This window comes from Streptomyces sp. NPDC048352 (assembly GCF_040651895.1).
GTDB lineage: Bacteria > Actinomycetota > Actinomycetes > Streptomycetales > Streptomycetaceae > Streptomyces.
The window spans coordinates 15,194-41,488 of record NZ_JBEZKZ010000041.1; the positions used below are offsets into that span (position 1 = coordinate 15,194).

At 73.1% G+C, this 26,295-nt stretch carries 23 protein-coding genes and 1 pseudogene; 15 read left to right on the plus strand and 9 right to left on the minus strand.

What is annotated here, in order from left to right; genetic code table 11:
• The first annotated feature begins 482 nt into the window (after positions 1-482).
• Genes AB0D45_RS21275 through AB0D45_RS21285 form a run of 3 tightly spaced genes read left to right on the plus strand, consistent with a single transcriptional unit; the run spans position 483 to position 3,421 of the window.
• A complete protein-coding gene (locus AB0D45_RS21275) occupies positions 483-1,076 on the plus strand; it encodes a toxin-antitoxin system, toxin component (RefSeq protein ID WP_361596221.1) in 594 nt (197 codons plus the stop codon).
• A 3-nt stretch (positions 1,077-1,079) separates the two neighbouring features.
• Positions 1,080-2,252, plus strand: coding sequence for an MAB_1171c family putative transporter (locus tag AB0D45_RS21280; protein ID WP_361596224.1), 1,173 nt, complete (start codon positions 1,080-1,082; stop codon positions 2,250-2,252).
• Complete coding sequence (locus AB0D45_RS21285; RefSeq protein WP_362461302.1) at positions 2,249-3,421, plus strand: MAB_1171c family putative transporter; 1,173 nt, start codon at positions 2,249-2,251, stop codon at positions 3,419-3,421. Before AB0D45_RS21280 ends, AB0D45_RS21285 begins: the two co-directional genes overlap by 4 nt.
• Here AB0D45_RS21285 and AB0D45_RS21290 read toward each other — a convergent pair.
• Both AB0D45_RS21290 and AB0D45_RS21295 read right to left on the minus strand, forming a co-directional pair.
• A complete protein-coding gene (locus AB0D45_RS21290) occupies positions 3,408-4,802 on the minus strand; it encodes an FAD-dependent oxidoreductase (RefSeq protein WP_362461305.1) in 1,395 nt (464 codons plus the stop codon). The two genes, AB0D45_RS21285 and AB0D45_RS21290, sit on opposite strands and share 14 nt — an antisense overlap.
• Positions 4,803-5,000: 198 nt before the next feature.
• Complete coding sequence (locus AB0D45_RS21295) at positions 5,001-5,858, minus strand: Sir2 family NAD-dependent protein deacetylase (RefSeq protein ID WP_362461308.1); 858 nt, start codon at positions 5,856-5,858, stop codon at positions 5,001-5,003.
• A gap of 494 nt (positions 5,859-6,352) precedes the next feature.
• Here AB0D45_RS21295 and AB0D45_RS21300 point away from each other — a divergent pair, with 494 nt between their 5' ends.
• Both AB0D45_RS21300 and AB0D45_RS21305 read left to right on the plus strand, forming a co-directional pair.
• Complete coding sequence (locus AB0D45_RS21300) at positions 6,353-8,365, plus strand: ABC transporter ATP-binding protein (protein WP_362461311.1); 2,013 nt, start codon at positions 6,353-6,355, stop codon at positions 8,363-8,365.
• The gene (locus AB0D45_RS21305; protein WP_362461314.1) at positions 8,362-9,294 is read left to right on the plus strand and encodes an NUDIX hydrolase; all 933 of its coding nucleotides are present in this window, start codon (positions 8,362-8,364) and stop codon (positions 9,292-9,294) included. The genes AB0D45_RS21300 and AB0D45_RS21305 overlap by 4 nt, the downstream gene beginning before the upstream one ends.
• Positions 9,295-9,364: 70 nt before the next feature.
• Here AB0D45_RS21305 and AB0D45_RS21310 read toward each other — a convergent pair whose 3' ends face one another.
• Positions 9,365-10,264, minus strand: coding sequence for an aminoglycoside phosphotransferase family protein (locus AB0D45_RS21310; RefSeq protein ID WP_362461317.1), 900 nt, complete (start codon positions 10,262-10,264; stop codon positions 9,365-9,367).
• Positions 10,265-10,493: 229 nt separating this feature from the next.
• On the opposite strand from AB0D45_RS21310, the gene AB0D45_RS21315 reads away from it, so the two are divergent.
• The 5 genes from AB0D45_RS21315 (at position 10,494) to AB0D45_RS21335 (ending at position 14,933) form a co-directional block, all read left to right on the plus strand.
• Positions 10,494-11,279 (plus strand): PIG-L family deacetylase, encoded by a 786-nt coding sequence (locus tag AB0D45_RS21315; protein ID WP_362461319.1) that lies wholly within the window; start codon positions 10,494-10,496, stop codon positions 11,277-11,279.
• A 142-nt stretch (positions 11,280-11,421) separates the two neighbouring features.
• Positions 11,422-12,258, plus strand: a complete 837-nt coding sequence (locus tag AB0D45_RS21320) for a peptidoglycan recognition family protein (protein ID WP_362461322.1) — start codon at positions 11,422-11,424, stop codon at positions 12,256-12,258.
• A gap of 68 nt (positions 12,259-12,326) precedes the next feature.
• Entirely contained in the window at positions 12,327-13,460 is a 1,134-nt protein-coding gene (locus AB0D45_RS21325) for a hypothetical protein (protein ID WP_362461325.1), read from the plus strand.
• 110 nt (positions 13,461-13,570) lie between these two features.
• Complete coding sequence (locus tag AB0D45_RS21330) at positions 13,571-14,566, plus strand: glutathione S-transferase C-terminal domain-containing protein (protein ID WP_362461328.1); 996 nt, start codon at positions 13,571-13,573, stop codon at positions 14,564-14,566.
• A gap of 97 nt (positions 14,567-14,663) precedes the next feature.
• Complete coding sequence (locus AB0D45_RS21335) at positions 14,664-14,933, plus strand: hypothetical protein (RefSeq protein WP_361608558.1); 270 nt, start codon at positions 14,664-14,666, stop codon at positions 14,931-14,933.
• Positions 14,934-15,099: 166 nt separating this feature from the next.
• Here the strand turns inward: AB0D45_RS21335 and AB0D45_RS21340 are convergent, their stop codons facing one another.
• The 5 genes from AB0D45_RS21340 to AB0D45_RS21360 form a co-directional block, all read right to left on the minus strand.
• Positions 15,100-15,486, minus strand: coding sequence for a DUF6009 family protein (locus AB0D45_RS21340; protein ID WP_361608560.1), 387 nt, complete (start codon positions 15,484-15,486; stop codon positions 15,100-15,102).
• A gap of 208 nt (positions 15,487-15,694) precedes the next feature.
• Positions 15,695-17,242, minus strand: coding sequence for a phage/plasmid primase, P4 family (locus AB0D45_RS21345; protein ID WP_361608562.1), 1,548 nt, complete (start codon positions 17,240-17,242; stop codon positions 15,695-15,697).
• A complete protein-coding gene (locus AB0D45_RS21350; RefSeq protein WP_362461393.1) occupies positions 17,239-18,264 on the minus strand; it encodes a bifunctional DNA primase/polymerase in 1,026 nt (341 codons plus the stop codon). The genes AB0D45_RS21345 and AB0D45_RS21350 overlap by 4 nt, the downstream gene beginning before the upstream one ends.
• A gap of 955 nt (positions 18,265-19,219) precedes the next feature.
• Positions 19,220-19,639 (minus strand): hypothetical protein, encoded by a 420-nt coding sequence (locus AB0D45_RS21355; protein WP_361608564.1) that lies wholly within the window; start codon positions 19,637-19,639, stop codon positions 19,220-19,222.
• A gap of 63 nt (positions 19,640-19,702) precedes the next feature.
• The gene (locus tag AB0D45_RS21360; RefSeq protein WP_361608566.1) at positions 19,703-20,404 is read right to left on the minus strand and encodes a hypothetical protein; all 702 of its coding nucleotides are present in this window, start codon (positions 20,402-20,404) and stop codon (positions 19,703-19,705) included.
• Positions 20,405-21,371: 967 nt separating this feature from the next.
• Between AB0D45_RS21360 and AB0D45_RS21365 the strand changes: the two are divergent.
• From AB0D45_RS21365 to AB0D45_RS21375, 3 genes and pseudogenes are all read left to right on the plus strand, one after another.
• Positions 21,372-21,464, plus strand: a pseudogene (locus AB0D45_RS21365).
• A gap of 261 nt (positions 21,465-21,725) precedes the next feature.
• Positions 21,726-22,058 carry a hypothetical protein gene (locus AB0D45_RS21370; RefSeq protein WP_362461333.1) on the plus strand — a complete coding sequence of 111 codons (333 nt, stop codon included), beginning with the start codon at positions 21,726-21,728 and terminating at the stop codon, positions 22,056-22,058.
• 601 nt (positions 22,059-22,659) lie between these two features.
• On the plus strand, positions 22,660-23,280 hold the full coding sequence (locus AB0D45_RS21375; RefSeq protein ID WP_362461336.1) for a hypothetical protein: 621 nt from the start codon (positions 22,660-22,662) through the stop codon (positions 23,278-23,280).
• Here the strand turns inward: AB0D45_RS21375 and AB0D45_RS21380 are convergent.
• Positions 23,201-23,575, minus strand: coding sequence for a DUF6228 family protein (locus tag AB0D45_RS21380; RefSeq protein WP_362461339.1), 375 nt, complete (start codon positions 23,573-23,575; stop codon positions 23,201-23,203). The genes AB0D45_RS21375 and AB0D45_RS21380 overlap by 80 nt on opposite strands.
• A gap of 310 nt (positions 23,576-23,885) precedes the next feature.
• On the opposite strand from AB0D45_RS21380, the gene AB0D45_RS21385 reads away from it, so the two are divergent.
• Together AB0D45_RS21385 and AB0D45_RS21390 are read left to right on the plus strand one after the other, a co-directional pair.
• On the plus strand, positions 23,886-25,046 hold the full coding sequence (locus AB0D45_RS21385) for a ParA family protein (RefSeq protein ID WP_362461342.1): 1,161 nt from the start codon (positions 23,886-23,888) through the stop codon (positions 25,044-25,046).
• Positions 25,043-26,269, plus strand: coding sequence for a ParB/RepB/Spo0J family partition protein (locus AB0D45_RS21390; protein ID WP_362461345.1), 1,227 nt, complete (start codon positions 25,043-25,045; stop codon positions 26,267-26,269). Before AB0D45_RS21385 ends, AB0D45_RS21390 begins: the two co-directional genes overlap by 4 nt.
• Positions 26,270-26,295 lie beyond the last annotated feature (26 nt).

Genomic DNA, 26,295 nt, shown 5'->3' on the forward strand with positions numbered 1-26,295 from the left:
CCCGGGGCAGTTTGGCCGAAGATCCGTGGAGCAGCCGCCGCCCCTGTGGCAGCATCGGCGTTGTACTGGGCCGAGGTGGCGGCGCCGCGTCCTGCGCGCCGGCCGTCGTCGGGACGGCGCTGCTCCGGGAGGGTGCGTACGGACCCGGCCGGCCGGGTCCGTACGCGCGCCACGGCGCCGGCGGCTTCGCGCCGCACGCCTCCCGGCTGCCCGGCGCGGGGCGTAACAGGCCGCTCGAACGGCTCGACGCCCCCGAAGACGGGTGGGGCGGACGCCGAGGGGGGACCATGAACCGGCCGGCGATGCGCGCCGAGGCGCGCCGCGCGGTACGCGCCCGGGCACTCGGGGGGTGGTGCCCTTCGCCGCTCGCGGCGCGGAGGGCGGAGGGCGGTGCGCGGGCAGAGGCCGCGCGGGCCGGCCGTGTGGAATCCGCGGGGGCACGGACTCCTGCCCCCGGCGGAACAGGGGGATGGGGGAGACACGTGTTCAAGCAACGGGACATACGGCAGTCGGTGGGTGCTCTCGTGGAGGGGATCGGCCACCTGGATTCGCCGGTGCCGGCCGAGCTGATCTGCCGCGCGCTCTGCGAGGCCATGGGGCGGCGCCGGGGGCGCAGGATCGAGTTCCGCGCCACCTCCTTCCCGCCGGGCACCGCCAGCGGTCTCGCCCTGAACCTCGGGGAGCGGGACCTCGTCGTCGTGGAACAGCGGACGGTGGCGGAACACCAGATCGTCATCACCGGGCACGAGCTGCGCCACCTGGAGCTCGGGCACTGCCACCAGCACGTCACCGACGGCTCCGCGGCCGCGCGTCTGCTGCGCCACGACGCCGGCTTACAGGAGGCGGTCGCGTCGGCCCTGGCCGTCGCCGGCCGCCACAGCCCCGCGCTCCTGAAGCAGGACCGCTCCGCCGCCAGGAAGCACGCCGGCGAGGAGCAGGCCGCGGAGCGCTACGGCCTGGAACTCGCCCACGCCGTACGGCACCTGCTGGCGGCCCCCGGTCCGGACGTGCTCGACCGTGCCACGACCTCCGGCCGCATCGCGGCCGCGCTCGGCCAGCACGGCATACGGGGCTGACCGGTGTCCGACCTCGCCTTCTTCGTCCTGGCGGCGCTGGGAACGGTGGCCGTCCTCGTCCGGCTCCCCCGCCTGCGCAGGAACGCCCGCGATCCGCTCCTGCGGGCCGTGGTGGTGTTCCTGCTGACGTCCACCGGGGTCTTCTACTTCGGGTCGACCTCGATGATCGTCAAGGTCAACGAGACGACGGGCGTGCCGAACTTCGCCGCGCCCCTGCTGTACTCGATCCTGATGGCCTGCTGCGGCTCCGGCATCGTACTGATCATCAACTGGCGCGGCGGTCCGCCGGCCCGCATCCGGCGGGCCACCCGCTGGTGCGGGGGGACCTACGCCGTCCTGGGCGCGGCGATGTTCGTGCTGTTCGCCCTCGGCGAGGCGCCCGTCGAGCGGCTGGAGGACCTGGACACCTACTACGCCCACACGCCGTACATCCGCGAGATGACCGTGCTCTACCTGGTGGGCCACTCGGCCGCGGCGGTGGTCATGGCGTCCCTGTGCTGGCGCTGGCTGCGCGAGGTCTCCGGGGAACTCCGTGCGGGCCTGGGCCTCCTGATCGCCGGGTACACCCTCGCCCTGGGCTTCGACGTGTGCAAGTTCGCCGCCGTGGGCGCCCGCTGGGCCGGCGTGGACTGGGACCACCTCAGCACCCACGCGGCACGGCCCTTCGGTACGGCCTCCTTCACCTTCGTCCTCCTCGGCTTCGGCGTTCCCCTCTTCGTCCAGCGCTTCAAGGAGCCCTGGCGGGAGTGGACCCGCTACCGCCGGCTGGGCACCCTGTCACGGCTGCTCCGCGAGCTGACGCCGACCGCCTCCTCGGTGAGGGTGCCCCTGCTCTCCACCGCGGGCGTCCGCCGCCTGCACCGCGAGTCGGGCATCCACGACGGCCTGCTCACCCTGAACCCCTACTTCGACCTCGCCCTGCGCGCACGCGCCCGCGCCACGGCGCTGGCCAACGGTGCCGCCGACGAGGACGCGTCGGCGGACGCGGACGCGGTCATGGTCGTCGCCGCGGTCGAGGCGCTGCGCGCCGACCCCGAGCGCCAGGTGATCGCCTCCTCGCGGGGCCTCCAGGCGGACCCGGGTGAACCGCGCGATCTCGTACGGATCTCGCAGGCGCTGGCCCGGATCCCCACCGGGGCCGCGGTCGGGCCGGCCCCGGAGAGGGAGCACGCATGACCTCCGTGTACTTCTACCTCCTCGTCGGCGTCCTGTGCGCGGCCTTCGCCCTGAGGGCGCCCGCGCTCCTCCGGCACTGGCGCGATCCCCTCGTCCGCTCGGTGTCGCTGCTCCTGCCGCTGGGGGCCGCCGTCTTCTTCTTCGCAGCGCCGCCGACGATCTCGCAGGTGAACGCGCTCACGGGCGTCCCGAACTTCTCGGTTCCGCTGGTGTACGGCATCGTCACCGCCGCCAGCGCGGCGCTCGTCAACCTCACCATCATCTGGCGCGGCGGCCCGGAGGAGCGGCGCCGGTGCGCCACGCGCTGGTGCGTGGGCGTGTACGGGGCGGTGATCGCGGCGCAGTCCGCCCTGTTCGCCCTCGGGGACGCGTCCGACGAACGCCTGCGGGACTTCGACACCTACTACGCCACCACCCCGTACCTGCGGGAGATGGTCGTCCTGTGCGTGCTGTCGTACGGGCTGGCGAACCTGGTCCTGGCCCGCCTGTGCTGGCGCTGGGCCCGGGAGGTGCCGGGCCTGCTGCGCAGCGGGCTGCTGCTCATCGTGACCGGCTCGGTCCTGAGCCTGGGGTACGTCGCGTGCAAGTTCCTGGCCATCGGGGCGCGGTGGACCGGCCACGACTGGGACGGCGTCAGCACCACCGTCGCCCCGACGGTGTCCTCCCTGGCCTCCCTCCTCCAGTGCGTCGGCCTGGCCCTGCCCTCCGCGAGCCAGGGCGTGACGAGCCTGTGGCGCCGCTGGTCCCGGTACCGGCGGCTGCGCCCGCTGTGGCTGACCATGCGCGCGGTGACCCCGTACGAGCTGGTACGCATCCCCTGGTGGTCCTCGCTCGGCAAGCGCCAGTTGCGCCGGACCTGCGACATCCGCGACGGCCTGCGGCTGATCGCGCCGCGCCTGGACCGCGGGGCGGAGCAGGGCGGGCGGGGGGACGCGCGCCCCGGCGCGCTGAAGCCGGACGCGGCGCGCCACGTGGCCCTGGTGGCCGCGGCGTTCGCCGCCCTGCGCGGCACCCGCCCCGGCCAGGCGGACCCCAGCCTGGAGGACATGCTCGCCGGCGACGACGCGCAGCTGGTCCGCCTCTCGGACGCGCTGCGCGTCCTGGCCGTCCTCGACCACCCGTCCGGCCGGGAGAGCGGCGCGCGCGGGGCAGCGCTCAGGCGGGGATGAGGGCGTCGACGAGGGCGTCCCACTCGGCCCGGGTCGGGCCGTCGTGCGCGGGGGTGAAGTCCGGGCGGGCGGCGAGCCAGGCGGTGACGTGGCGGTCCACCTCGTCGGTGCCGTAGGCCTCGGGGGGCCGGCGTACGAGGTGGCGCACCTGGGCCCGGGCCCGCATGACGACCGGGTCGTCGAAGGCGCAGGCGCCCACCGCGGCGGCCCGCCGGTCGGAGAGCGGCGTGCTCTCGGCGAGGCGCTGCTCGTTGGCGCGGTCGGCGGTCACCTGGGCGTCGTACCAGGGGCGCAGGGCCTGGGCCGTCCAGGTGTGGTAGGCCATGGGGTCGGCGGTTGTGCGGTCGGCATGGGTGGCGAGGTGCCGGGCGGCGCGCAGGCCGAGGGCGGCGCCGTGGCCCAGGGTGGGGTTGGTGTGGACGAGGCTGTCCCCGGCGTTGACCAGGCCGGTGACGACGGGGCCTTCGGCGTCGGTGAGGGAGGTCCAGCGGTTGTCCAGGCCGGCCATCGCCAGGACGGGCGACCGGGGTTCGGGGTTCAGGCCGAGCCAGGCGGAGGCGGCGGGGAAGCGGCGGGCGGCGGCCTCGAACACGGCGGGGTCGGTGAGCGCACCGCGGGTCGGATCGCCCGTGGAGAGCACCAGGTGCAGGGCGAAGGCGTCGTTGTCGGAGGGGAAGACGCCGGCGAGGGCGAACGGTGCGGACGAGCCGGTCTTGACCCGCCCCGGGTCGCGCGGGCCGTCGGCCCGCAGCCGGTACCAGCGGCAGAAGTACGCGAGCCCCGTGCGGTGGCTGTCGACGACGGGCGGGCGGCAGCCGGCCGCGGTCAGCCAGGCGGGCACCGGCGAGCGGCGGCCGGACGCGTCGACGACGAGGTCGGCGGGGTGCTCCCGCCCCTCCGCGTGCACGCCGGTGACCCGGGGAGGGCGGCCCTGCGTGATGCGGAGGCCGCTCACCCGGCTGCCCCGCCGTACGTCGACCGCGGGCTCCCGCCGGACGGCGGCGGCCAGGGCGGCCTCCAGCACGATGCGGCGGGTGCGCAGGGTCACCAGTTCCTCATCGCCGTCCCGGTGCGGCGGGTGCTCGGCGAACCAGTCGAACTCGTGGTACTCGCGGGCCCCGCGCGCCAGCAGGTCGGCGTACACGTCGGGGATCTCGTCGCGCAGCACCGTGCGGACGGGCGCCAGGAAGGAGTGGGGCTGTACGGCTTGCGGGACGCGGGGCCGGTCCCAGTGGAAGAAGTCCCGGTCGAGGCCCTCCGGAGCCTCCGCGACCTCTCGCCCGTCCTGCTCGAACAGCGTGACCGTATGGCCCCGCCGCCCCAGCATGAGGGCCGTTCCCAGCCCGCTGACACCCCCGCCGATCACCGCAACTCGCGCCACTGAAGCTCCTGTTCGCGTCGTGTTGCGGATCGAGCCTACCGCTCGGCGATCTTGGGCCGGGAGGCGGGGGCCATCGCGGGCGGCGCGGGCGGCGCGCGGCCGGGAGGCGGGGGGCCATCGCGGGCGGCGGGCGGCCCGGTGGCCACGGCTCACCCGTCCGCGGTGCGGGAGCGCGGCTCCGCGGCGGCCGCGCCGCCGCTACGAGGGCGTCGCCCGGCCCGTCACGGCGACGTCCAGCCGGGCCGCCACCGCGGTGAGGGCCGCCCCCAGGGGGAGGGCGACCCGGGCGGCGGCCTGCTCGTCGCCGCGGGTCGGGTCCTGGTTGACGATCAGGACCGGCTTGCCGGCCCGGGCCGCCTGGCGGACGAAGCGGAGCCCGGACATCACCGTCAGCGAGGAGCCCAGGACCAGCAGGGACGTGGCCGCACCGACCAGTTCGCGGCAGTGCTCGACCCGGCTCGGGGGGACGGGTTCGCCGAAGAACACCACGTCCGGTTTGAGGATGCCGCCGCAGAGCGCGCAGGGCACCACGCGGAAGTCCCCGACCTGCTGGTCCGTGAGGTCCGCGTCGCCGTCCGGGTTCATGGCCGCGGCCACCGGCGCGAAGCCCGCGTTGGCCTCCTCCAGCCGCCGGGCGAGTTCGCTGCGCGGGCCGGCGGCACCGCACGACAGGCAGACGACCCGGGCGAGGCTCCCGTGGAGCTCCACCGCGCCGTCGCTGCCGGCCGCCTGGTGGAGCCCGTCGACGTTCTGGGTGATCAACCCGGTGAGCAGCCCGTGCCGGCCGAACGTGCGCCAGCCCAGGTGGCTGCGCGCCCAGTACCGGCGGCGCGCCTGAGCACTGGCGGTGAAGTCCTGGTAGGTCATCGGCGTGTGCCGGGTCAGGCTCCCGCCCTCGCCGCGGTAGGCGGGAATGCCCGACTCCGTGGAGATGCCCGCCCCGGTGAGCACCAGCACGCCGCCGGCGCCGAGCGCGTCGGCGACCGGGCCCAGATCGGTGGTGGGCGGCGGCAGGCTCCCGGTGGGGGTCCAGCTCAGGGTGGGACGCATCCGCATGCTGCCAGCGTACGGAACCGCGCCGGCACCGGTCGTACCGGCGGGCCCCGCCCGCGCCGGCACCGGTCGTACCGGCGGGCCCCGCCCGCGCCGGCACCGGTCGTACCGGCGGGCCCCGCCCGCGCCGCGCGCGGCAGCCGCCCCCGGGCCGGGCCCGCAATCCCCCGGGCGGGTGACCCGGCCCTGTTCGAGCGAGTTTGAACCCCGCCGGATCAGGCCCCGCAAGACCGGCGCCGACCTCCAGAACATTCGTTCACGAAACGCCCTCGGAGGGGCCGTGACGGACCCGTCCGGGAGCCGTTCTTAGAGCACCTGTGCCAGTCGTACGCCCATCCGGAGGATGCCGTGAAGCCCGCGCCCGCCCGCCCCGCAGACCCCACCGCATTCGAACACCCCCGCCCCGCGTCCTGCCGGCCCGAAAGCGCCGGGCGCCGTGTTGACGGCCCCGCGCGCCCGGGCTGCCGCCGCTCGCGGCCGGGTACGGGGAGGGCCGCATGAGCGGGGAACCGGAGTCCGCGGCCGCCGCCGCGGGGGTGTCGGAGTCGGAGCGGCTGCTGTTCGGCGGGCCGCTGGCGTACGACATCGGGTGGGACAAGCACGAGGGGGCCTGGCTGGGGCTCGGGCTGTGGACGATGGCCCGGGACCTGCCCGCCATGGTGGGCACCGCCTTGCGCCTCGCCCGCCTGGCCGACGCGCCGGCCCTGCGGACCGTGCTGGCCGCCGAGCTGGGCCGCGGCACCGCCCAGGCCGCCGGGCTGGTCGCGGTCAACGCGGTCCTCGGCCACCTCATGGCCTCCGGCCCCACCACCGCCCGGCTCACCGCGGCGGTGCCCGCACTGCTCCTCACGGCCGTGACCGGGGTGCTCGGGTCGCTGCTGCGGTCGGCCTCCACGGCCGCGACGGGGGCGCTGGAGCCGAAGGTCCAGCGGCTGGCCACCGAGCAGTACCTGGACCTCGGGCACCGGGTGGAGCTGACCGCGATCGAGGACGACGAGTTCCACCGGCTGATGGACGCCGCCCGCTACGGCGCCGACTCGGCCCGCCGCATGATCCGCTACTGCACCAGCGTCCTGAACTCGGCGGTCTCCCTGATCGCCGCGGCCGGCGTGCTGACCGTCCTGCATCCGCTGCTGCTGCCCCTGCTGGTGCTGATGACCCTGCCCAGCGCCTGGGGGGCCCTCGTCATCAGCCGCCAGCGCTACGTCTCCTTCCACTCCTTCCTCCAGCACGCCCGGGCCGGGCACCTGCTGGGCCAGCTCCTCACCCAACAGCAGGCCGCCGCCGAGGTACGCGTGCACGACGTCGGCCCGTTCCTGCTCACGCACTTCCGCGGCATGGCCGAGACCAACGAACGCGAGCAGACCCGGCTGGCCCGCCGGGCCGCCCGGACCGGCCTCGCCGCCGACGCCGCCGGCGGGCTCGCCGCCCTGGCCACCTACGGGGCGCTGGGGCTGCTGCTGTGGGCCGGCCGGATGGACCTCGCGGTGGCCGGGACGGCGGTCCTGGCCATCCGTACCGGCGCGGCCAGCCTGGACAGCCTGGTCCTCCAGGTCACCGAGCTGTACCAGGAGAGCCTCTTCGTCGCCGACTTCAAGCACCTCTGCGCGGAGGCGGAGGCCCGCGCCATCCCGGCCGGCGGCGCCGCCCTCCCGGAGCGGGTGCGCGAAGTGCGGTTCGAGAAGGTGACGTTCACCTATCCCGGCAGCGGCGGCTCCGGGGAGGCTCCCGAGCCGGCCCTGCGCGAGGTCTCCCTCACCTTCCCCATGGGGAAGATCGTGGCGCTCGTCGGGGAGAACGGCTCCGGCAAGTCCACCCTGGTCAAGCTGCTGTCGGGGCTGTACCTGCCGGACGAGGGCGGCGGCACCGTGTGGTGGGACGACGTCGACGCCCGCGGCGCGTGCCGCCGGCAGATCTTCGAACGGGTCGCCCTGATGTCCCAGAACTTCTACAACTGGCCCTTCACCGCCCGGGTGAACATCGGCATCGGCCGGCCCGGCGCGGACATCGACGACGACGCCGTACGGGCCGCGGCCGCCTTCTCCGGCGCCGACGAGGTCCTCGCCGGGCTCCCCCGCGGCCTGACGACGCTGCTGGGCCGCGGCTACCGCGGCGGTCACCAGATCTCCGGCGGCCAGTGGCAGCGCATCGGCATCGCCCGCGCCCACTACCGCGACGCCGCGATCCTCATCGTGGACGAACCCACCAGCGCCCTCGACCCGATGGCGGAGCAGAAGGTCTTCGACCGGATCCGCGAGCGGGCCACCGGCGGGCAGACGATCGTGCTGATCACCCACCGGCTGCACGCGGTCCGCCACGCCGACCTGATCCACGTCCTCAAGGACGGCCGACTGGCCGAATCCGGCACCTTCGAGGAGCTCATGGACGAGCGGACGGGAACCGGGGACTTCCGCGACGCCTACCTCGTCCAGGCGAACGCCTTCACCGACTCCCTCCCGCCCCAGCGAACCGGCGGCCACGACCGCCTGCCCAGCGGGGAGCACGCGTGACCATCCCCCCTTGCACCCCCTTCCCCGAGGAGCCCGTGATGCCCCCGTACGACGAACCCCGCGGCACCGCCGCGCTGCTGGTCGACAGCAGCGGCCGGTACCTGCTGCACCTGCGCGACGCCAACAAGGAGATCTGCGACCCGGGCACGTGGTCGATCCCGGGCGGGGACCGCGAGGGAGAGGAGCCGGCCCGGGAGGCGGTCGCCCGGGAGCTGTGGGAGGAGACCGGGCTGGCGGTGCCGCTGGAGGAGTTCACGGTCGTCGACAGCGTGGGCCCGGGCGGCGCCAAGGGGCGGATCCGGGTCTACCTCGGCTCCTGGGACGGCGACGCGGACGCACTCCCCTGCCCGGAGGGCATCATGTTCCGGCACTTCGACGCGGCCACCGTCCCCTTCCTGACGATGTGCCCGTGGACGAAGGACGTCATCGCCCTCCACCAGGCCCGGTTCCCCGCCCGCGTCCCCCTGCCGGCCCGGGCCCGGCCGGGCGGCCGGGCCCGCCCCCACGTGGTGGGCGTCCACCTGTACCTGGAGGAGAACGGCAAGGTCCTGCTGGGGCTCCGTCACCCCGACTCCGCGTTCGCGCCCTCCGCGCACCACTTCCCGGCCGGCCACTGCGAGCAGGAATCGGCCGTCGCCTGCCTGGTCCGGGAGGCGCGGGAGGAGACCGGCCTCGTCATCGACCGGGCCGGCGTGGAACTCGTCCACGTCGTCCACACCGTGGACCACGCCGGCGGGCAGCCCCGCATGGGGCTCGTCTTCCGCGCGCACCGGTGGACGGGAACGCCTGAGGTACGGGAGCCCGACCGGTGCGTCTCCTGGGACTGGTGGCCGGTGGACGCACTGCCCGAGCGGATCGTGCCGTACGCGCGGACGGCGATCGAGGGCATCCGCGCGGGCCGCCTCTACACCGAGCTCGGCTGGACCTGACCGACCCGCCCGCACCGGCGGCTGCCTGTGCCGGACCATCGAGTCCTGCGTCGGTCGACCGGTGCGGACGTCAGAGCCCCTTCAGGACGCGTTCGAGCGCCGACCGGCCTGCGGGCCCCCAGTGCGGTTTGCCGCCCGGCAGGCCGCGGTCCCCGTTCTGCCCCATCAGCATCAGGAACAGGCTCTTCATCGCGGCCAGCCCACGCGCCCGGCGTACCGCCGCCTCGTCCGCCTGCCCATAGCTGTCGAAGAACCGGGAGGCGCCGCCCGCGGGGAGCAGCACCCAGGCGGCCGCGAGGTCCCAGGCCGGGTCGCCGGCGAAGACGTCGCCGAAGTCGACGACGCCCGTCAGCGTCCCCTCCGCGACGACGACGTTCGCGGGGTGCAGGTCGCCGTGGACCCACACGCGCGGGCCCTGCCACCCCGGAGCCGCGGCCGCGTCGTCCCACACGGCCCGGATGTCGTCCTGGGCGAAGTGGCCGAGGTCCACGGCCCGCAGGACGCGCTCGAAGCCCTCCGCACACTCCTTGGGGTGACGGCGGCGGTCCGAGGCGTCCGGCGCCTCGGCGGGCGCCTCCACATGCAGGGCCTTGAGGAAGGCCGCCAGGGTGTCGGCCGCGTGGTCGCCGCGGGTGATCGAGGCATGGTCCAGCGGCGTGCCCTCGACCCACGTCATGACGGTCCAGATCTTCGGGAAGCGCTCGGACGGCGCACCGTCCCGCACCGGGACCGGGATGGGCAACGGCAGGCCCGGGGCCAGCATCGGCAGCCACCGGCGCTCTTTGAGCTGCGGATCCGGGTCGGTGTCCATCCGCTGCATGCGGACCGCCAACTCGTCCCCGAGGCGCCACATCTGGTTGCCCCAGCCGCCCGCCACCTCGCGGATGGGCAGCGCGGCCAAGTCGGGATGCTGGTCCCGCAGCAGGTCGCGAACCAGGTCCTCGCTGATCTCGGTCTTGTGTTCGATCATGCGGAGTCACCCTACGGGGCGCACGCGGAGGCGACGATGTTCCCGAAAGACCCGGCTCTCCGACCGGAATCGACGAGCCCTCTCGGAGAACCCACCGCCGAGCACCGCGGGCCGCTCCGACCAGAGCCACCACGGCAGCGCCGTCTGGCTGCCCCAGGTCCCCGACACCCGCCACCGGCCGTCCCGTCACCACCCGAGACCCCCGCCTCCCGGCAGAACGGAGCCGTCCGTGCCCGCACCGAGCGTCCTCGCGGTCTACGCCCACCCCGACGACGAGTCCCTCGCGGCCGGGGGGATCCTCGCCCGGCACGCGGCAGCCGGCGCCCGCACCGCCGTCGTCACGGCCACCTGGGCCCCCGACAGCCATCGCGCCGCCGAACTCGCCGACGCCCTCGCGCTTCTCGGGGTGGCCGCGGAGCCCCGCATGCTCGGATACGCCGACCACCGGGTCCCGGACTCCGCTCCCGGGAAGCCCCGGTTCTGCGACGCGCCCCTGGGGGAAGCCGTGGGACGCGTCGTCGCCCACATCCGCGACTTCCGCCCGGACATCGTCGTCAGCCACGACGCCCACGGCTCCTCCGGCCATCCCGACCACGTGCACACCCACCGCGTCACGCTGCTCGCCGCCCACGCGGCCGGACGCCCGGACCTCCACCCCGTGGCCGGGCCGCCGTGGCGGCCCGGCGCCCTGTACCTGTCGGCGCACCCGGACCCGGACCCCGCGACCGCGATCCTGGCCGGCCTCGTCGCGAGCGTCGGCAAGCGCCTGCACACCGTCCCGGCCGCCCTGGTCGGCGCGGCGGTGGACATCCGTCCCTGGGTCGACCGGAAGTGGGCCGCGATCCGGGCGCACCGCTCGGAGGCGGCGCGCAGCCGCTCGCTCCCGGCCCTGCTGGGCGGCTTGCCGGCTCCGGAGAGGGAAGTGGTCCTCGGCACCGAGTACTTCATCCGCCACGACCTCGTCCCGGCCCGCCGGGGCCGTCGCGCTTCGGTCCCTTCCGGGGGGACGGCCTGACCTCCCCGTAACGGCCCCGCCCCGGGCGCGCGACGGCAGGGCCAAAGAGAGCCAACGGCCCGCGCTCCCGGAGCGCCTGCGTGCCCCGCGCCGCCCGGCCCCGTTTCATGGACGCCCGTCCCTCACCGGAACAGGCTGGTCCATGACGTCCACCCCCTCCGCCCGGTTCTCCCGCCGGCACCTGGTCTCCGCCGCGTTCGCACTCGGAGCCGCCACCGTCCTGCCCGCCACCACTGCCGCCGCCGCGGTCGGATCCGCCGCCGGCGGAGGGGTGTTCAGGGGCCGGGACGGCTCCACGGTGCCCGAGATCACCGACTGCGACGGCTGGGGGGCGCGGGAGGCGTCCGAGCCGGTCGTGCTCCTCGACGAGCGGCCCGAGCGGATCATCGTCCACCACACGGCCACGGCCAACGTCACCGACTACTCGCGGGAGCGGGCCCACCGGCTGGCCCGTGCCATCCAGACGTACCACATGGACATGCAGGGCTGGATCGACACCGGTCAGCACTTCACCGTCAGCCGCGGCGCGTTCGCCCTGGAGGGCCGCCACGGCAGTCTGGCCGCGCTGGACGCCGGGGACCGGCTGGTACGGGGCGCCCACTGCGTGGGCCAGAACAGCGTGGCCATCGGCATCGAGAACGAGGGCACCTACATGACGGAGGCGCCTCCCGCGGCGCAGTTCTCCGCCCTGGCCGACCTGTGCGCCCGCATCTGCCGCCAGTACGACGTGCCCGCCTCCGAGATCTACGGGCACCGGGACTTCAACAGCACCGCCTGCCCCGGCGACAGGCTGTACGCGATGCTGCCGAAGCTGCGTGAGGACGTGAGCCGCAGGCTCGGTGGCACCCAGCCCGTGCCGTTGCCGCGCCGGCCGCTGAACCCGCCTTCCGCCTGGCCCGCGGATCCGGCGGCCGTCGCCGACGCCCTCGCGGAATACCTGCCGCAGGGGTGGCTGACCGACCCGCTACGGGCCCGCTGATGCCGTGACCGGCAGCGAGGATCGCCCTCACGCCCCCGGCCGGGGCCGTGAGGGCGTACCGTGCTGCCGTGATCACAGGGGACGACATGATGGGCACCGCGCTGCTGCTCGCGGCCGCACCGACGGGCAGAGGGCGGCTCATCGACGCCACCAGGGTGCTGCCCACCCTCGCCGCCGTGCCACCCAGCGCCCTGACCCGGACGCCGTCCGGCACCATCGTCGAACTGGCCGACCCGACCGACCAGCAGACCGTCCTCACCCGCATACGCGCGGCCGCCGCCGCTCCCGGCCCCCTGACCCTCATCCTCGCCGGGCAACTCCACCTCGACACCAGGCAGCACCAGCTCCACCTCGCCCTGGCGCGGACGACCCCGGCGGCCCTGCGCTACACGGCGCTCCCCTGGACGTGGCTGGTGAGCGAGCTCAAACCGCGCCGCCCGGACACCACACGAGTGATCGTCGACCTGATCGCCGCCCCCGACGCCTGGCAGCGGATCCTCGCGCACGGCCTCACCCTCGGCCACGGCACGTCCCTCTACGGCCGCGTGACCCCGCCGCCCGCCCGTCACCGCGCCGCCGAACCGGCCTACCTCCAGGCCGTGGCGTCCACCTGGCGCAGCGGCCTGAACCCGCCGCTGCCGGAGCTGCACGCGAAGGCCGCCGCCCAGGCCGGCCACGCCGGGGCGCTCCTGCTCGCCGTGGACGCCACCGCTGCCCCGGTCCTGCCCCGCACCGTACCGGCTCCCCCGGAACCTCCTGAGGATCCGCTGCCGGCGATCCTTGCCGCCGCGCACGCGGGACGGCACGGCGAGGCCGCCGCGCTCGCCGCCCGGTGGGAGCACTGGGCGCTGGGGACCCACGGTCCGGGGTCGGCCGAGGCCGTCCACTGGCTGGAGGTGCGCGCCGACCTCGCCCACGTCGCCGGCGATCCGGCCGGCAGCTGCGAGCTGTGGATGGCGGCGGCCACGGCGCGCCTGGCCCGCCATCAGGCCCCGGACGACGCGGCGGTGGTGGGTGCGGTCGACCGCGCCCACCACCAGTGGCAGCAGCTCCCGGACCCCCGCCGGGCCCGCGAACTCGGCCCGGATCTGGTCTCCTTGCGGCGCCGCGTCCCCGGGGCGCGCCCGGGCGCCGTGGAAGCCGTACGGCGCCGGCTGGAGCTGCTGTACTCCGCGGCGCCGGCGCCCGTACGAAGCCGGTGATCCCGGCCCCCGTGCTCCGGAGCCGCCGGAAAACGGGGGCCGGGACGAGCGGCGGCGGAGCCCCGGTGGAGCGGCCGCTCGTCACCGCCGTTCCTGGGTAGGGCCCTGGAATGAGCAACGTACGCCCCGAGAAGGGGTACAAGCGCGACAGCCGCTACATCACCACCCGGATCACCGCCGACGGACGCGACGGCTTCCCGGTGGAGCCCGGCCGCTACCGTCTCGTGGTGAGCCGCGCCTGCCCCTGGGCCCACCGCGCGATCATCGTCCGGCGGCTCCTCGGCCTGGAGAAGGCCCTGCCCATGGCCGTCGCCGGGCCGACGCACGACGTCCGCAGCTGGACTTTCGACCTCGACCCGCACGGCCGCGACCCGGTGCTGGGCATAGAGCGGCTCCAGGAGGCGTACTTCGCCCGCGACCCCGACTACGACCGGGGCATCACCGTGCCCGCGATCGTGGACGTGCCGACCGGCGCGGTGGTCACCAACGACTACGCGCAGATCACCGTCGACATGTCGCTGGAGTGGACGGCGTACCACCGCGACGGGGCACCGGACCTGTACCCGGCCGCGCTGCGGCCGGAGATCGACGCGGTCAACGAGGAGATCTACGCGGACGTGAACGACGGCGTCTACCGCGTCGGGTTCGCCAAGTCGCAGGAGGCGTACGCCGCGGCGTACGAGCGCCTCTTCGCCCGCCTGGACCGGTTCTCCGAGCGGCTGGAGCGGTCCCGTTACCTCGTCGGCGAGACGATCACCGAAGCGGACGTGCGGCTGTTCACCTCGCTCGTGCGCTTCGACGCCGTCTACCACGGCCACTTCAAGTGCAACCGGAGCAAGCTCTCCGAGATGCCGGTGCTGTGGGCGTACGCGCGGGACCTGTTCCAGACGCCCGGCTTCGGGGACACCGTCGACTTCGACCACATCAAGAAGCACTTCTACGTCGTCCACAGCCACATCAACCCGTCGGGGATCGTCCCCCTGGGCCCCGACCCGTCGGGCTGGCTCGCACCGCACGGCCGGGAGGCGCTGGGCGGGCGCCCGTTCGGGGACGGCACCCCGCCCGAGCCGCCCTCCCCCGCCGAGACCGTCCCGCTCCTCCTCTGAGACGGCCGCGGCCGGGCCGGCGCCCGGCCGGTTGTCGGTGGCGGGTGCGAGGATCGACACGGTGCCGGGCATCCGGCCGCACCGGAGGGGGACGGACATGGACAACACGTACGAGTGGCCGCGGGAAGCGACCGGCCTGGAGGCCGCGGCGCTGGAGCAGTGGCTGGCCGGGCACGGCTGGGAGATCGACCCGACCGTGTTCATGGCCGGTGCGCGCGGCCCGGCGGTCCAGATCCGGCGGATCGGCGCGGCCTGCCAGGACGCGGAGGGCGGACTGCTGGTCCTGCCCGGCGAGGCGGTGGAGTTCGACGGCGCACGGATGCGCACCGTGCTCCGCCCGATACCCGCGGCGGCCACCGCCCCGTAGCCCGCGGCAGCAGCACCGGAGCCGGCGTCGTCCTCGACGCCGGCTCCACCGCCATGCCCTGCGGCCCTGTCAGCCCCGCCGTCGGCCCTGACAGCCGGTGCAGGTCAGAGGGTCGGCGGGGCCCGCCCAGGGACCGGAGGGACCGGGTTTTCGAAAGGCGTTCGCGTCAGGCGACGGTGCGCGTGGCGGCGCCCGCCACCCCGCGCTGGGAGCGTTCCGTCTTCATCCCCACGTGCCCCGGCTCGACCGTGCGGGGATCCACCGCCTCGCCGGGAGCACCGGCCCGGTACAGGCCGTCCGGCTCCGCGTCGCGGTCGTGCGGCAGCAGGTAGAAGACCCTGCGCTTCTGCAGCCCGCTGTCGGGGTCGGCCTCCGCGCTGTCGCAGAGCTCGGCAAAGCCGACCATGCGGCCGTCCCGGTAGTAGCGGGGCTTGCCGCGCCGGCGCGGGGTCTTGTCGAGGGCCTGGCGTACGTAGTCGAGCTGAGCGGGGTCTTCCAGCCACACCACCTTGTCCTCGTGGGTGAGATCGCTTGCTTGCAGTAGCGAGCTCATGGCCTTGGTCCCCTCTCGGTCTGACGTACCTGTTGCGCGGTCCGGACCGACCACGCTTCCGGGCGCCGGGCACGGGCTATGGCGGTGTGCGGCGCGGCGTCCTGCGGCTGGCTCATTCGTTGCGTGTCCATGGTAGGCGGCTGGATGCGGTGGCGGACAGTAGGCCCGGGCGGTTCACCCCCGGGCTGCCCCGTTCGCCGGGGCGTCGTCATCCCGGCTCGTCGGCGAGCAGGGCGAGTCCGGGGTAGAACTTCTGGCCGTTGGAGCGGAGCATCTCGCTCGGCGAGGAGATGCCGACCTCGGCACGGATGCGGGTGGCGAAGGCGCGCGTGGTGGCCGGTCGCAGGCCCTCGCCCTCCTGGCACCAGGTGCTGTAGGCGCGGTAGAGGGCGCCCTGCTCCACCTTGAAGTCGCGGGGCTCCTCCGAGCCGTCGCCGCTGGTGCAGCATTCGGCGAGGAAGCGGCCGATGTGGTCCTCGGTGGTGGCATAGGCCTGGGTCGCGGTGCGCACGACGGTGGGTCCGGTGAGGGACGGCTTGGTCCTGAGGTAGGCCATGGCGCCCTGGATCATCCAGTGGAGGATGCCGGCGCCTTCGTGGTTGACGAGTTCCTCGGCCAGGTTGTCGATCTTGCGGTGGTCGGGGACGACCTTGTCGAACGGGATCAGCCGGATGCGGCGCCAGAAGGCGTGCCCGCCGGTGCCGACTTCGGGGCGGTGGTTGCCGAGCAGCCACAGCTTGTGGGTGGGCTCGAAGCTGAAGTAGTCCTGCCGCATGCGGCGGGCCTTGAGCCGGTCGCCGCCGGTGAGGAGCTTGACGCGGGCCTCGTCGAACTTGTCGTGCGGCTTGAGCTCGCTGCACACGAACAGGCGGCGGCCGTGGAGTTCGGTCAGCTCGGTGGAGTGCTCGTTGAACTTGCCGCGTTCCATCAGGAAGCCGGGCGGCGCCACGTCCGCGTAGTCGCCGAGGATCTTGATGACGATGTCCATGAGGGCGGACTTGCCGTTGGCGCCGATGCCGTAGAGGAAGGGCAGGACCTGGCCGCCGACGTCGCCGGTGATGGAGTAGCCGAGCAGGAGATGGACGAAGGTGATCATCTCCTTGCCCTTGTCGTCGTCGCCGAAGGTCTCCCTCAGGAAGCGGGCGAAGCGGGGCGTGGGGCTGGCCTCGGGCGCGAGGAAGGTCGCGCGCGAGTGCAGGTCCCTGAGCGGGTCCGGCTTGCGGAGCTCGCCGGTGCGCAGGTCGACGACGCCGGCGGGGGTGCACAGGGCGTACTTGTCACCGTCGAGGGTGTCGGGGTCCAGCGCCAGCTCCGGGGAGGCCTTGGCCTGCGCCAGCATGGCCTTGACCCCGGAGGTCGACATGGCGCGCTTGCGGTGCTGGGCGAGCTCGCGGTCGGTGAAGTGGCCCCGGGGGTCGTGCAGCGGCATCTCCTCGGCCATGTCGCCGGCCGCCCAGATCGCCGCCTTCTCGCCGCCCGTGCGCTTCCACCGGTACTCGTCCCACACGTACCACCCGAGGCCCTCGACGTGGCGGAAGCGGTGGTGGTGGAGGTGGGCGAAGAGCTTGGCGTTGCCCCGGTCGGTGAGGTTGACGAGCAGGCCGGACTGTACGAAGTCACCCGCGCGGGCTCCGGTCGCGGGCGGGGCGGCCTGCTGGGCCGGCAGCTGGGGGGTCGCGGGGGTCTCGGCCGCGAAGACCGCGAGCTGCTCCGCGGCGGCGTGCGCGTCGAAGCCGGTGCTTCCTGCGCTGCTCATGAGCGTCCCTTGGGGTGGATAGGGCGGTGGCTGCCGGCGCGGAGCCCGGAGTCGATGACGAGTTGGTTGCGGCGCGGCTGGCCCGGGCGGGCCGCGTTCGCGGCGTCGGTGAGGAGGCCAGTGCATTCGGGCAGCGTGATGTGGCCCGCGGCCGCGAGGCCTCCGGCCGTGAAGGCCGCCCGGTTGAGTTTCTCGCTGAACGCGGTACCGGAGGGCGCCTGGGCGCAGTCCCGGACTTCGTCGAGGAGGGGGCTCAGGATGCGGTGGGCGTCGTCGCCTGCGGTCGTCGGCCCGGTGCGGGCACGCGGGGGCGCGGGAGCCCGCTCCGGCTCCGGAAGGGCGGGGTGGTGGCCGGTGCGGGCGAGTTCGGCGTTGAGCCACAGCGGCAGGGGCGCGGGGATCCGGGGGCCGGGCAGGGCCTCGTACGTGCCGTGGGCCGTGCGGGTGCCGGGCGCGACGATGTAGCCGCCGGTGGCCCGGACGTCGACCTGCCAGGCGAGGGCGGCACGGCTGCCGCTGCCGCTGGAGGAGCGGATCGCCGGGCTGCCCAGAGGGGCGCGGTACCAGATGTGCAGGCCTCCGCTGGGGGTGCGTACGCGCAGCGTGCCGCTGTCCCGGGCGGGATCGGGGCGTCGGCGCAGCGCGGCCAGGAGGGCGAGGGTGTCGTAGCCGGAGCTCAGCCCGGTCAGGTCGACGCGGTCGTCGATGGGGATGCCGGGCAGCAGCCGTCCCCGTCCGGGCAGGGGGGCCGGGTGGGTGTCGACGTCGATGACGACGAGACCGGCCGGCCCGCAGGAGACGCCGACGCCGAACTCCGGCTCCTGGCGCCACCAGTCCCTGATGACGTCGGCGTCCGTGGTGGCGGCGTGGAAGCCGTGGCACCAGCGTCCCTCGGCCGTGCAGGGGCAGTCCGAGGGAGCGTGGTGCTGTTCCCGGCACCGGGTGCAGTTCGCGGCGGGGGTCTTGGCCCCGGGGGCGAGGGGGTGGACGGGCATGCCCTTGGCGGCCAGCCAGAGCGCCACTTCGAGACCGTGCGCGGTGCCGACGGCTGCCGCCGGTGGCGGCGTTGCGCTGGGGGCTGGCACGTGGTTCTTCCTCGGCGGTGCGGCTGGGCTCGGTAGGGCTGTGTGTGCTGGTCGGGGCTTCGGCCCCTGCTCTGGACAGGGACTGAAGGGACCAAACTTTCACAATGCCGGAGCCTAGCGCAGCGACACGCCGAAGCGGTGCAGGCTGCTGTGACTGTTGTGATTCTTCAGTCCCTTGAGTCCCTCTGGGAGGCCGTGGCGACGCAGCCGGAATGTCTGATTCCACTCGGATCGCCGGATCCTGCGCGTCGTGGAGGCAGGGACCGAACATGGCGGAGACCCTGGAGCCCCCTCCCTCCTGGCCCCCTCCCACCCCCTGAACAGGGACGGAACGGCCGTCAGTCCCTCTTCGGTCCCTGGTCCCTTCGGTCACTGACAAACCTGCAGGTCAGCCGGTTTCCCGCCGTTTCGAAGGGACTGAAGGGACTCAACTTTCCAGTTATAACGAGAATATGGCACTGGTACTCCTCACGCCCGCGCATACACGCACGCACGTAAAGGCTGGAAGAGCGGATTTTGAGTCCCTTCAGTCCCTGTCCTCGATCGTGAACATGCTCTGACCTGCGGAAACGTAAAGGGACTCAGGGACCGAGTGACTGAGGGACCGAACCGGGGGAGCACTCCGGGCCGCTACGGACCCTCTTCAGAGGGCCCGCGCAACGAGCCCCGCCTTCGGTCCCTACCGCCACGCGCAAGGGACCGAAGCCGTCGAAGCCGTCGGGGACACCGGTCCGGTGCGAGGTCAGGTCCAGCCGTCCCCAGCCGGGCCGTGGCGGATATAGTGGCCGCACGAGTTACTCAGGCGCGAAAGGCCCTCCACATGGTGGAGGGCCTTTCGTCTTGTCCGGCGACGCGGGGGCGGGGCGCCGAGGGCGGGGGCTCTGGAGCCCGTTCAGGCCACCTGGAGCTTCGGGCGGCCCGTCGTCGGGCTGGGCGGGGCCTGGTGGTACGTCGGCAGCTTCAGGTTCGGCAGGTCGCCCTCCTGGATGCGGACGAGGGCCGCGCGGAACGCCGCCTCCATGCTCTCGGGGCTCTCGTACTTCGCCGCGAGCGGGTGGAGCCGGTAGGAGTTGCCGTTGCGTTCCTCGCTGCGGGGCCTGAGCACGATGTTCAGCTCGCACAGCGGCGCCATGAGCCCGCTGACGGCCTGGGGCGTCACCCCGTACTCGGCCGCCATGTCCTTCTGCCGGACCGCCAGCGCTCCCCCGAAGTCGCTCCGGGCGACCAGGTACTGGAGGAACTTGACGGCGGACCCGGACAGCGGCAGCGCCCAGATGCGCTCCGCGACGATCGGAGACATGACGTTAGCCATGGGACAGCCTTCCTCGTGAGCGGTGGCGGTGGGCCGTGATGGAGGACGGGCCTGGCAGCACTATCACCCGGTGCGTTTCCTTCCGCGGTAGTCGGCTGCCGACCCGAAGTCGAGGTCGAGTTCCTCCTGATGCGCACCTTGCGGGCCCACAGCGTAGGGGAACGCCTCGACGTCGTGCTCGTGCCGGTCGGCGATCTCGGCGAGTACGTCGTGCTGGGCCGTGCTGTTGCCGTGGAACCACAGGCGCACGTTGAGCTGGATCCGGCCCCTGCCGGCCTTCTCCACCCAGTTGTAGCCGCACAGCGCCTGGACGGCGCGGTTGACCGTGGAGCGCGTGATCATCTTGCCGCCCTTCTGGGCGGCGATCTTGTTCAGTCCGTCGGTGATCTCCTGCTGCGTGTACGGGGTGACTCCGGTCCCCGGCACCTGCCCGCCGGCCACGAAGAGGAACACGCAGAGCTGGGACTTGGTGATGCTGTTCGCGACGGCCAACTGGGCCAGCAGCTGCGTGAACCAGTTGCTGGCCAGGCTGTACCCGGAACCCCCGGCCATGTCGTGCACGGCTCGCGGGTCGGCGGCGTACTCGAAGTGGACTCCCGTGAGGCGACGGCGGCCCGCGGGGTCGGCCGTCTCGGCGACCTTCTCTCCGAGCTGCCGCCCGAGGACCGCGAGGATGTCCCCGTACTCGGCTTCGTTGCCCGCGGCGCTGGGAGCGGGTACCGGCCGGGGCCCGCGCCGTCGACGGGCGGGCGGATCAGATGTCACAGGACCTCCTCGTTACTCAGGCGGTCCGAGACTATCCAAAAATCAACGTGTGCTTGTCTTTTGACACCTCGACGCGCCGGAGGGCACCTCCCCCGCCCCTCCTGTTCGAACACTGCGCCGAAACTCAACGGGGCGTGGAGTTTTTCCGCGCGCAGGCCCCGGAACTCCACGGTGGCTTGATTCTTGTTGTCGGCATGGCGGCACATTCATGTAGGGGCCATTGACGGGGGCGCGTCGAAGGAGTCGGCTATCGCGACGCGCTGACCTGCGGTGTTCCGAGCCGTGCCGTCTTCGTTCAAAACTCAACGCCTGCTTGATTTTTCGGCGTTATGTGTCCGCCAGGTACACACAACGAGGTCTCCAATGTGTCCTGCGGAGCACATTGACTTTCACAAAACCGCAGGTCAGAGGCTTGTTTGCGCGGCGCCCTCTTACTAAAAGAGCGGCGGCCGACGGCGGAGCACATCACCCCCGGTCCGGTCCCTGCCCCCCTGTCGGGGGTTCCTGCACTGCCGACTCGGCGCACCCTGGACTGCACCGGCCACCACCTCAGCCGACACACCGTCACCACGGCGGCGCGCAGGCGGCAAGCCGACCGGCAGTCCCCCACCTCTGCCCCGTCCGGCATGGCCCCCTTGTCCGCCCGGCCCTCATGCCCAGTGAGGGCGCCCAGCGCCCGAGGGGTGCCCCCGCGACCGTCAGGGAGCGGGGGCAGGGCGTGAGGGGGAGCGGGTCCAGGGCGCCCGAGCGCCTGGCGAGGGGGTCTGGGGGGCGAGTAGCCCCCCATGCCACGGCCGGTCCAGCGCGGCCCAGGCGCTGGCGGGGTCCAGGGGCTGGCCCCTGGGATTCACGGCCCGCAGCCGCCCAGGGACAAGAACCCCTTAGCCCGACAGCTCGTCAGCGCGGGGTCAGGGGGTGTGGCGGAGTCTGGATGTCGTGACCGGGCGGATGGTTGGCCGGTCACGAGGGAGAGGTGCCCGGAGCGGTTGATCGGGGACCGGCCACTGGTCGTTCGGGTTCCACGGAATCCACGCAGGTTCGAATCCTGCCCTCTCCGCCACCCACAGCTCCTGTCCTGTCTCAGCGAAGTCAGTCGCCCGGATGAGACAGCTTCGTGAGGCATCGGTGCGGCCGCGACCGTCGGGCTGGCGGGTTCGATGCCGAGCATTGGAGCCCAGGAAGCCGTTCGGCTTGCCGCTTAACCTCTTCTCTGGTGAGGGGTGGAATCATGGAAAATTCGATCTTGGTCGAGTCCGTCAGGTACTCCGCTGTGTGCCAGGGGTGCGGTGCCGAGGCAGAGTGGTGCGGTGTCCAGGGGCTGGTGGGCGAGACGCTGCGGTGGGATGTTGAGTCGACGTGTTCGTCCTGCGGGCTCGCCATGGCTGTTTGCGGCGGTGACCTGCCGGACGAACTGCGTAGCCGACTGCTCTCCGAGCGTGGCCGCGCGCGGTTGCGGGTAAGCGCGCCAGCGAGCAGCGCCATCATCATGCGGGTGCTGCGAGCGGAACTCGGCATCGGCCTGGGCGGCGTCAAGGCCGTGCTGGGGCAGGTCCTCAGCGGGCAGTACTCAGGGACGCTGCCCGAGATGGAGCTCCTGGCCCGCAAGCTACGGGCGTCAGGGATTGACGCGGTCGCCTCAGAGGTTGTGGATTGAGTGAGCCTGCTCCGCTGGTCCGTTCTCGACGTCGAGCGGAGCCTGTTTGCGCAGGCGGAGTGCTTTCTGGCGGCACGTCGTGGAGCATGTCCGGCGTCGAGGTCCGCTGCCCTTGGCTTGAGGGGAGTCGAGCAGACAGTGCATTTCGCCGGCTGCTTCAGCCTCGGCGGAGGGGTCGAAGGGGATGTTCCTTCGAGACGCTTGCGCTGGGTCTGCAAGATCCACCCCAGCCGGTACGGCCACCCAGAACCCCCAGTGCGATTGCCTGCATGACTAGGTTCGCTGAGGCGGAAGGCCGAACGACTGGGTTCGGTGAGTAAACGCCTCGATTGGATGAGAGCGGTCAGCTCCGGGGCCGCCCCGTGATTTCCGGCGATCCGGACAAAAATCGACCGCCAGAACGGCCCCTCAGAGGGCCGATCTCCACTCCCCCGGTGCCCCGCGACCTTCCCGGCAACGGGAGGCCGTCAGCGAGCCGTACAGGGCTTTTCGGCAGAGGGTGCAGGCGTCCCACGGCACTTGAGCATGGCCTGGCGGTGGGGCGCGAGGGCGATGTGGGAATCCAGTCGGCATGCGGCGCTGCCCTGCCTATGCTGCCGCCATGGGTTTGGATCTCATGCTGTTCATGGCGGACTGGAAACATCTGAGTGCCATACCCGTCGAGAAGCGGGTCGAGGCGCTGCACGATGCCGTTTGGCCACCGGAGCTTGATGACGAGGACTATCTCAGCAGGCCGCGCGGCGGCTGGACGTGGCTTCCGGACCGCGAGTCGGCATGGTGCGCCACGTACGACTTCTTCACCACGACGGGCGCCTATCGCCCGCACTCCCGCGCGGGGGATGCGTGGGCCGACATCCGGCCCCTCCTCGACGCGTCCTTGCGTCAGGCGACGGACACCTTCCTCGGCGGTCTGATCTGGGACGCGGACCCGGCCGACGACCCCGCGCTGACCGGCGGCGGAGGATTCTTCCCGCCCGCCACCGACCGCTGGCATCCCTCGCTCCTCCTGGTATGCCCGCCTGAGACCCTGCCTGACAAGGCTCGCGCCTGGACGCAGGTGGAAACCCGCCTCGAGGAGCTGCGCGAACCGTTCGCCGCCGAATGCGAGGGCTGGGCAGGACGCCCGGACACCTTCGAGGACTTCACAGCGCTCCTGCGGGAATGGGGCGACGTGACCACCGAGGCAGCGCGCCGCGGCTGGGGGCTGGTGGGCCTGCCTTAGGGCGTCGGCCGGCGTCGCAGGTGTGAGGTCGGGTCGCGGTCAGGGTGAGGGCGGATGCGTACACGAAGGGGCTCCCCTCCAGCGGCCTGCTCGCCCCGCAAGCGGTCGGCAGCGTCTGGAGCCCCGGCCGCCCCCGCATCGCCGTGCCCGCGGGCCCGCAGAACGGGCCTCCGACGCCCAGCCACCCGGATCGCGACGGCATCCGGGTGAGGCGCATGCCGGACCGGTCGTTGGTCTGCCAGCTTCGCTCGCCGTCCCACCCTCGGTAGTCGGCAGCGAGCTCTTCGAGGAACACCTTGAGATCGCTGTCCCATCACCAGGCGACCACCTCGTCGGCACGAGCTGTCAGGCCGGGCGCCCGTAGCTCGACGGCATAGTGCACGGCGACGGGAACGCACGCACCTGTCGGCTTCCTCGAAGCGGGCCGGCCGCAGGCCTTCGGTGGCCGACGGCGCAGCCCACCCGGGGCGTCGGCGTAGTCAGCCGGAACTTCGTCTTCGCCGAGCACTCCCAGGTGCGGCTCCAGCGGGACAGGTCACACATACGGGCGACATCGTTCGGTGTGCCTCTTCGCCTTCCCGCAAGAAGGTTAGTAAGGTACCCGCATGACCGCCCCATACGATCCGGAAGTCAGGGAAAAGGTAGTTGCCAAACTGCCGGCGTCCCTGAGGCAGGAACTCAAGGTCCGTGCCGCCCAGTTGGGCGTGGACATCCAGGACGCCGTCACCGAGGGCATCCACGCCTGGCGCGCCGACGCTTCGGCCGCGACCCCCGTGGACACCTCCGGCGCCTCCTCCTTCTCCACCTACCTCCCCACCGGCCTGTACGGGGAGTTCAAGGACGACTGCCGCACGCGGGAGATCCCGTACAACCAGGGCGTCGCCCAGTCGATCCGCCTCTGGCTCGACACCCACCCCTCCCCCACGGGCCGCCGCCGGCCGTCCCACGAGGGTGCCCGCCGGATCGTGGTCTGCAACCAGAAGGGCGGCGTCGGCAAGAGCGCCATCAGCAACGGCCTCTCCCAGGCCCTCGCCGAGACCGGCGCCCGGGTCTGCGTCATCGACTTCGACCCCCAGGGCCACCTCACCCGCCACCTCGGCGCCGACATGCTCGGCATCAAGCAACCCAGCCTCGCCAAGCACATGCTGGGAGAGATCGAAGGCCGCATCCGCGACCTCCTCGTACCCATCGAGCACGGCGTCTTCGCCGGCCGTCTCTTCCTCCTGCCGTCCTGCAAGGACGCGTTCCTCCTCGACGCCCGCCTGGCCACCACCCGCCACGTGCGCACCAAGGAGACCGCGCTGGAAAAGGCGCTGGAGGAGCTGGAGAAGGAGTTCGACTACATCGTCGTCGACTGCCCTCCCAGCCTCGGCTACACCATGGACACCGCTCTCTACTACGCCCGCACCCGCGAGGGCGAGGCCCCGAAGACCTCCGGCCTCATCGTCCCCGTCCAGGCCGAGGACACGTCCGCCGACGCCTACGACATGCTCAGCGAGCAGCTCGAGGACCTCATCGACGACCTCGACATCGACATCGCGCAGCTCGGCTTCGTCGTGAACCTCTACGACAGCCGCAAGGGCTACGTCGTCACCTCCTCCCTCAACAGCTGGAAGGAGTTCGGCGACCCGCCGGTCATCACCGTCATCGCCGACCTCAAGGAGCAACGCGAAGCCGTACGCGTCAAGCTGCCCCTGCTGCACTACGCGCCCGACTGCGAGCAGTCCGAGGCCATGCGCGAGATCGCCCGGAGGATCGCGGCATGAGCAAGAGCGACCTCCTCGGCACCGGCGCGGCCTTCAGCAACGCCCGTCGCACCGGCGGCCGCAGCGAGCGCGGGCGGGCCAAGGCCATCGCGCAGGGCGACGTGCCCGAGTACGAACTCATCCGCGTCCCCCTCGACCAGGTCTCCCCCACCCCCCTCAACCCGCGCCGCAACTTCGGCACGGACGAGGACAAGACCCGCTTCGGTGAGGAGCTGCGCCAGGCCCAGCTCTCCGCCTGTGTCGTCGTCAGCCGGAGCGCGTACCTGGCGCTGTGGCCCGACCACGCGAGCCGGATCGGTGCGGCCTCGTACGTCCTCATCAACGGCGAGCGCCGCTTCCGCAGCGCCCTGCACGTGGGGCTGGAGTCCCTCGACTTCGTCGTACGCGACGACCTCGCGGCCTCCCGCACCGACTTCATCGACCACCTTCTGGCGGAGAACCTCGAGCGCGAGGACTTCGACGTCATCGAGCGGGCGCGCGGGGTGCAGCAGCTCGTCGAGATCTGCGCGGAGCAGGGCCGGGAGCACGGGGCGAAGTCGCGCGCGGCGGAGCGGCTGGGCAAGTCGCCGTCCTGGGTCACCAACCAGCTGGTGCTGCTGGAACTGCCGGACGAGATCCAGAGCATGCTGAGCGCCGGGGAGCTGCCCGAGCGGGACGGCCGGCTGCTGGCGCGGGCGGCGAAGGACCGGCCGGGCGCGGATGCGGCTTCCCTGCTGGACCTCCTCAAGGAGAACAAGGCGCAGGAGGCGCAGGTCAAGGCGGTGCAGCGGGAGATCCTGCGCGAGGCGCAGGAGCAACCCCCGGTGCCGGTGCCGGTGCCGGTGCCGGTGCCGGTGCCGGTGCCGGTTCCGGCGGAGGCGCCCCGCGCGGCCGTCGCCGTCGGCGGTGCGGAGCACGCCGATCCGCAGCCCCGACTTTTGTCCGCGGACAAAAGTCGGGCCCCCGAGTCCCCGCCGGCGGCCGCCGCGGAACCCTCCGCTCCAGCCGCCGCCGAACCGGCCGAAGTGAGCCCCGCTCCCCCGCCGCAGGAGGCACCCAGGACGCCGGAGCCCGAGCCGGAGAGGGCGATCCCGGAGCAGGCGAAGAGCACGGAGACGAGCCCGCTCGCATGGAGCGACCCCCAAGCCGTCTTCGAGGCGATCCGCCAGAACATGCCGCCGAAGCAGCGCGCGGAGCTCACCATGCTCCTGATCGACAGCAACGGCAGAACCGGCAACCGCTGACCACCGCTCCCCCCACGGCGACGGCC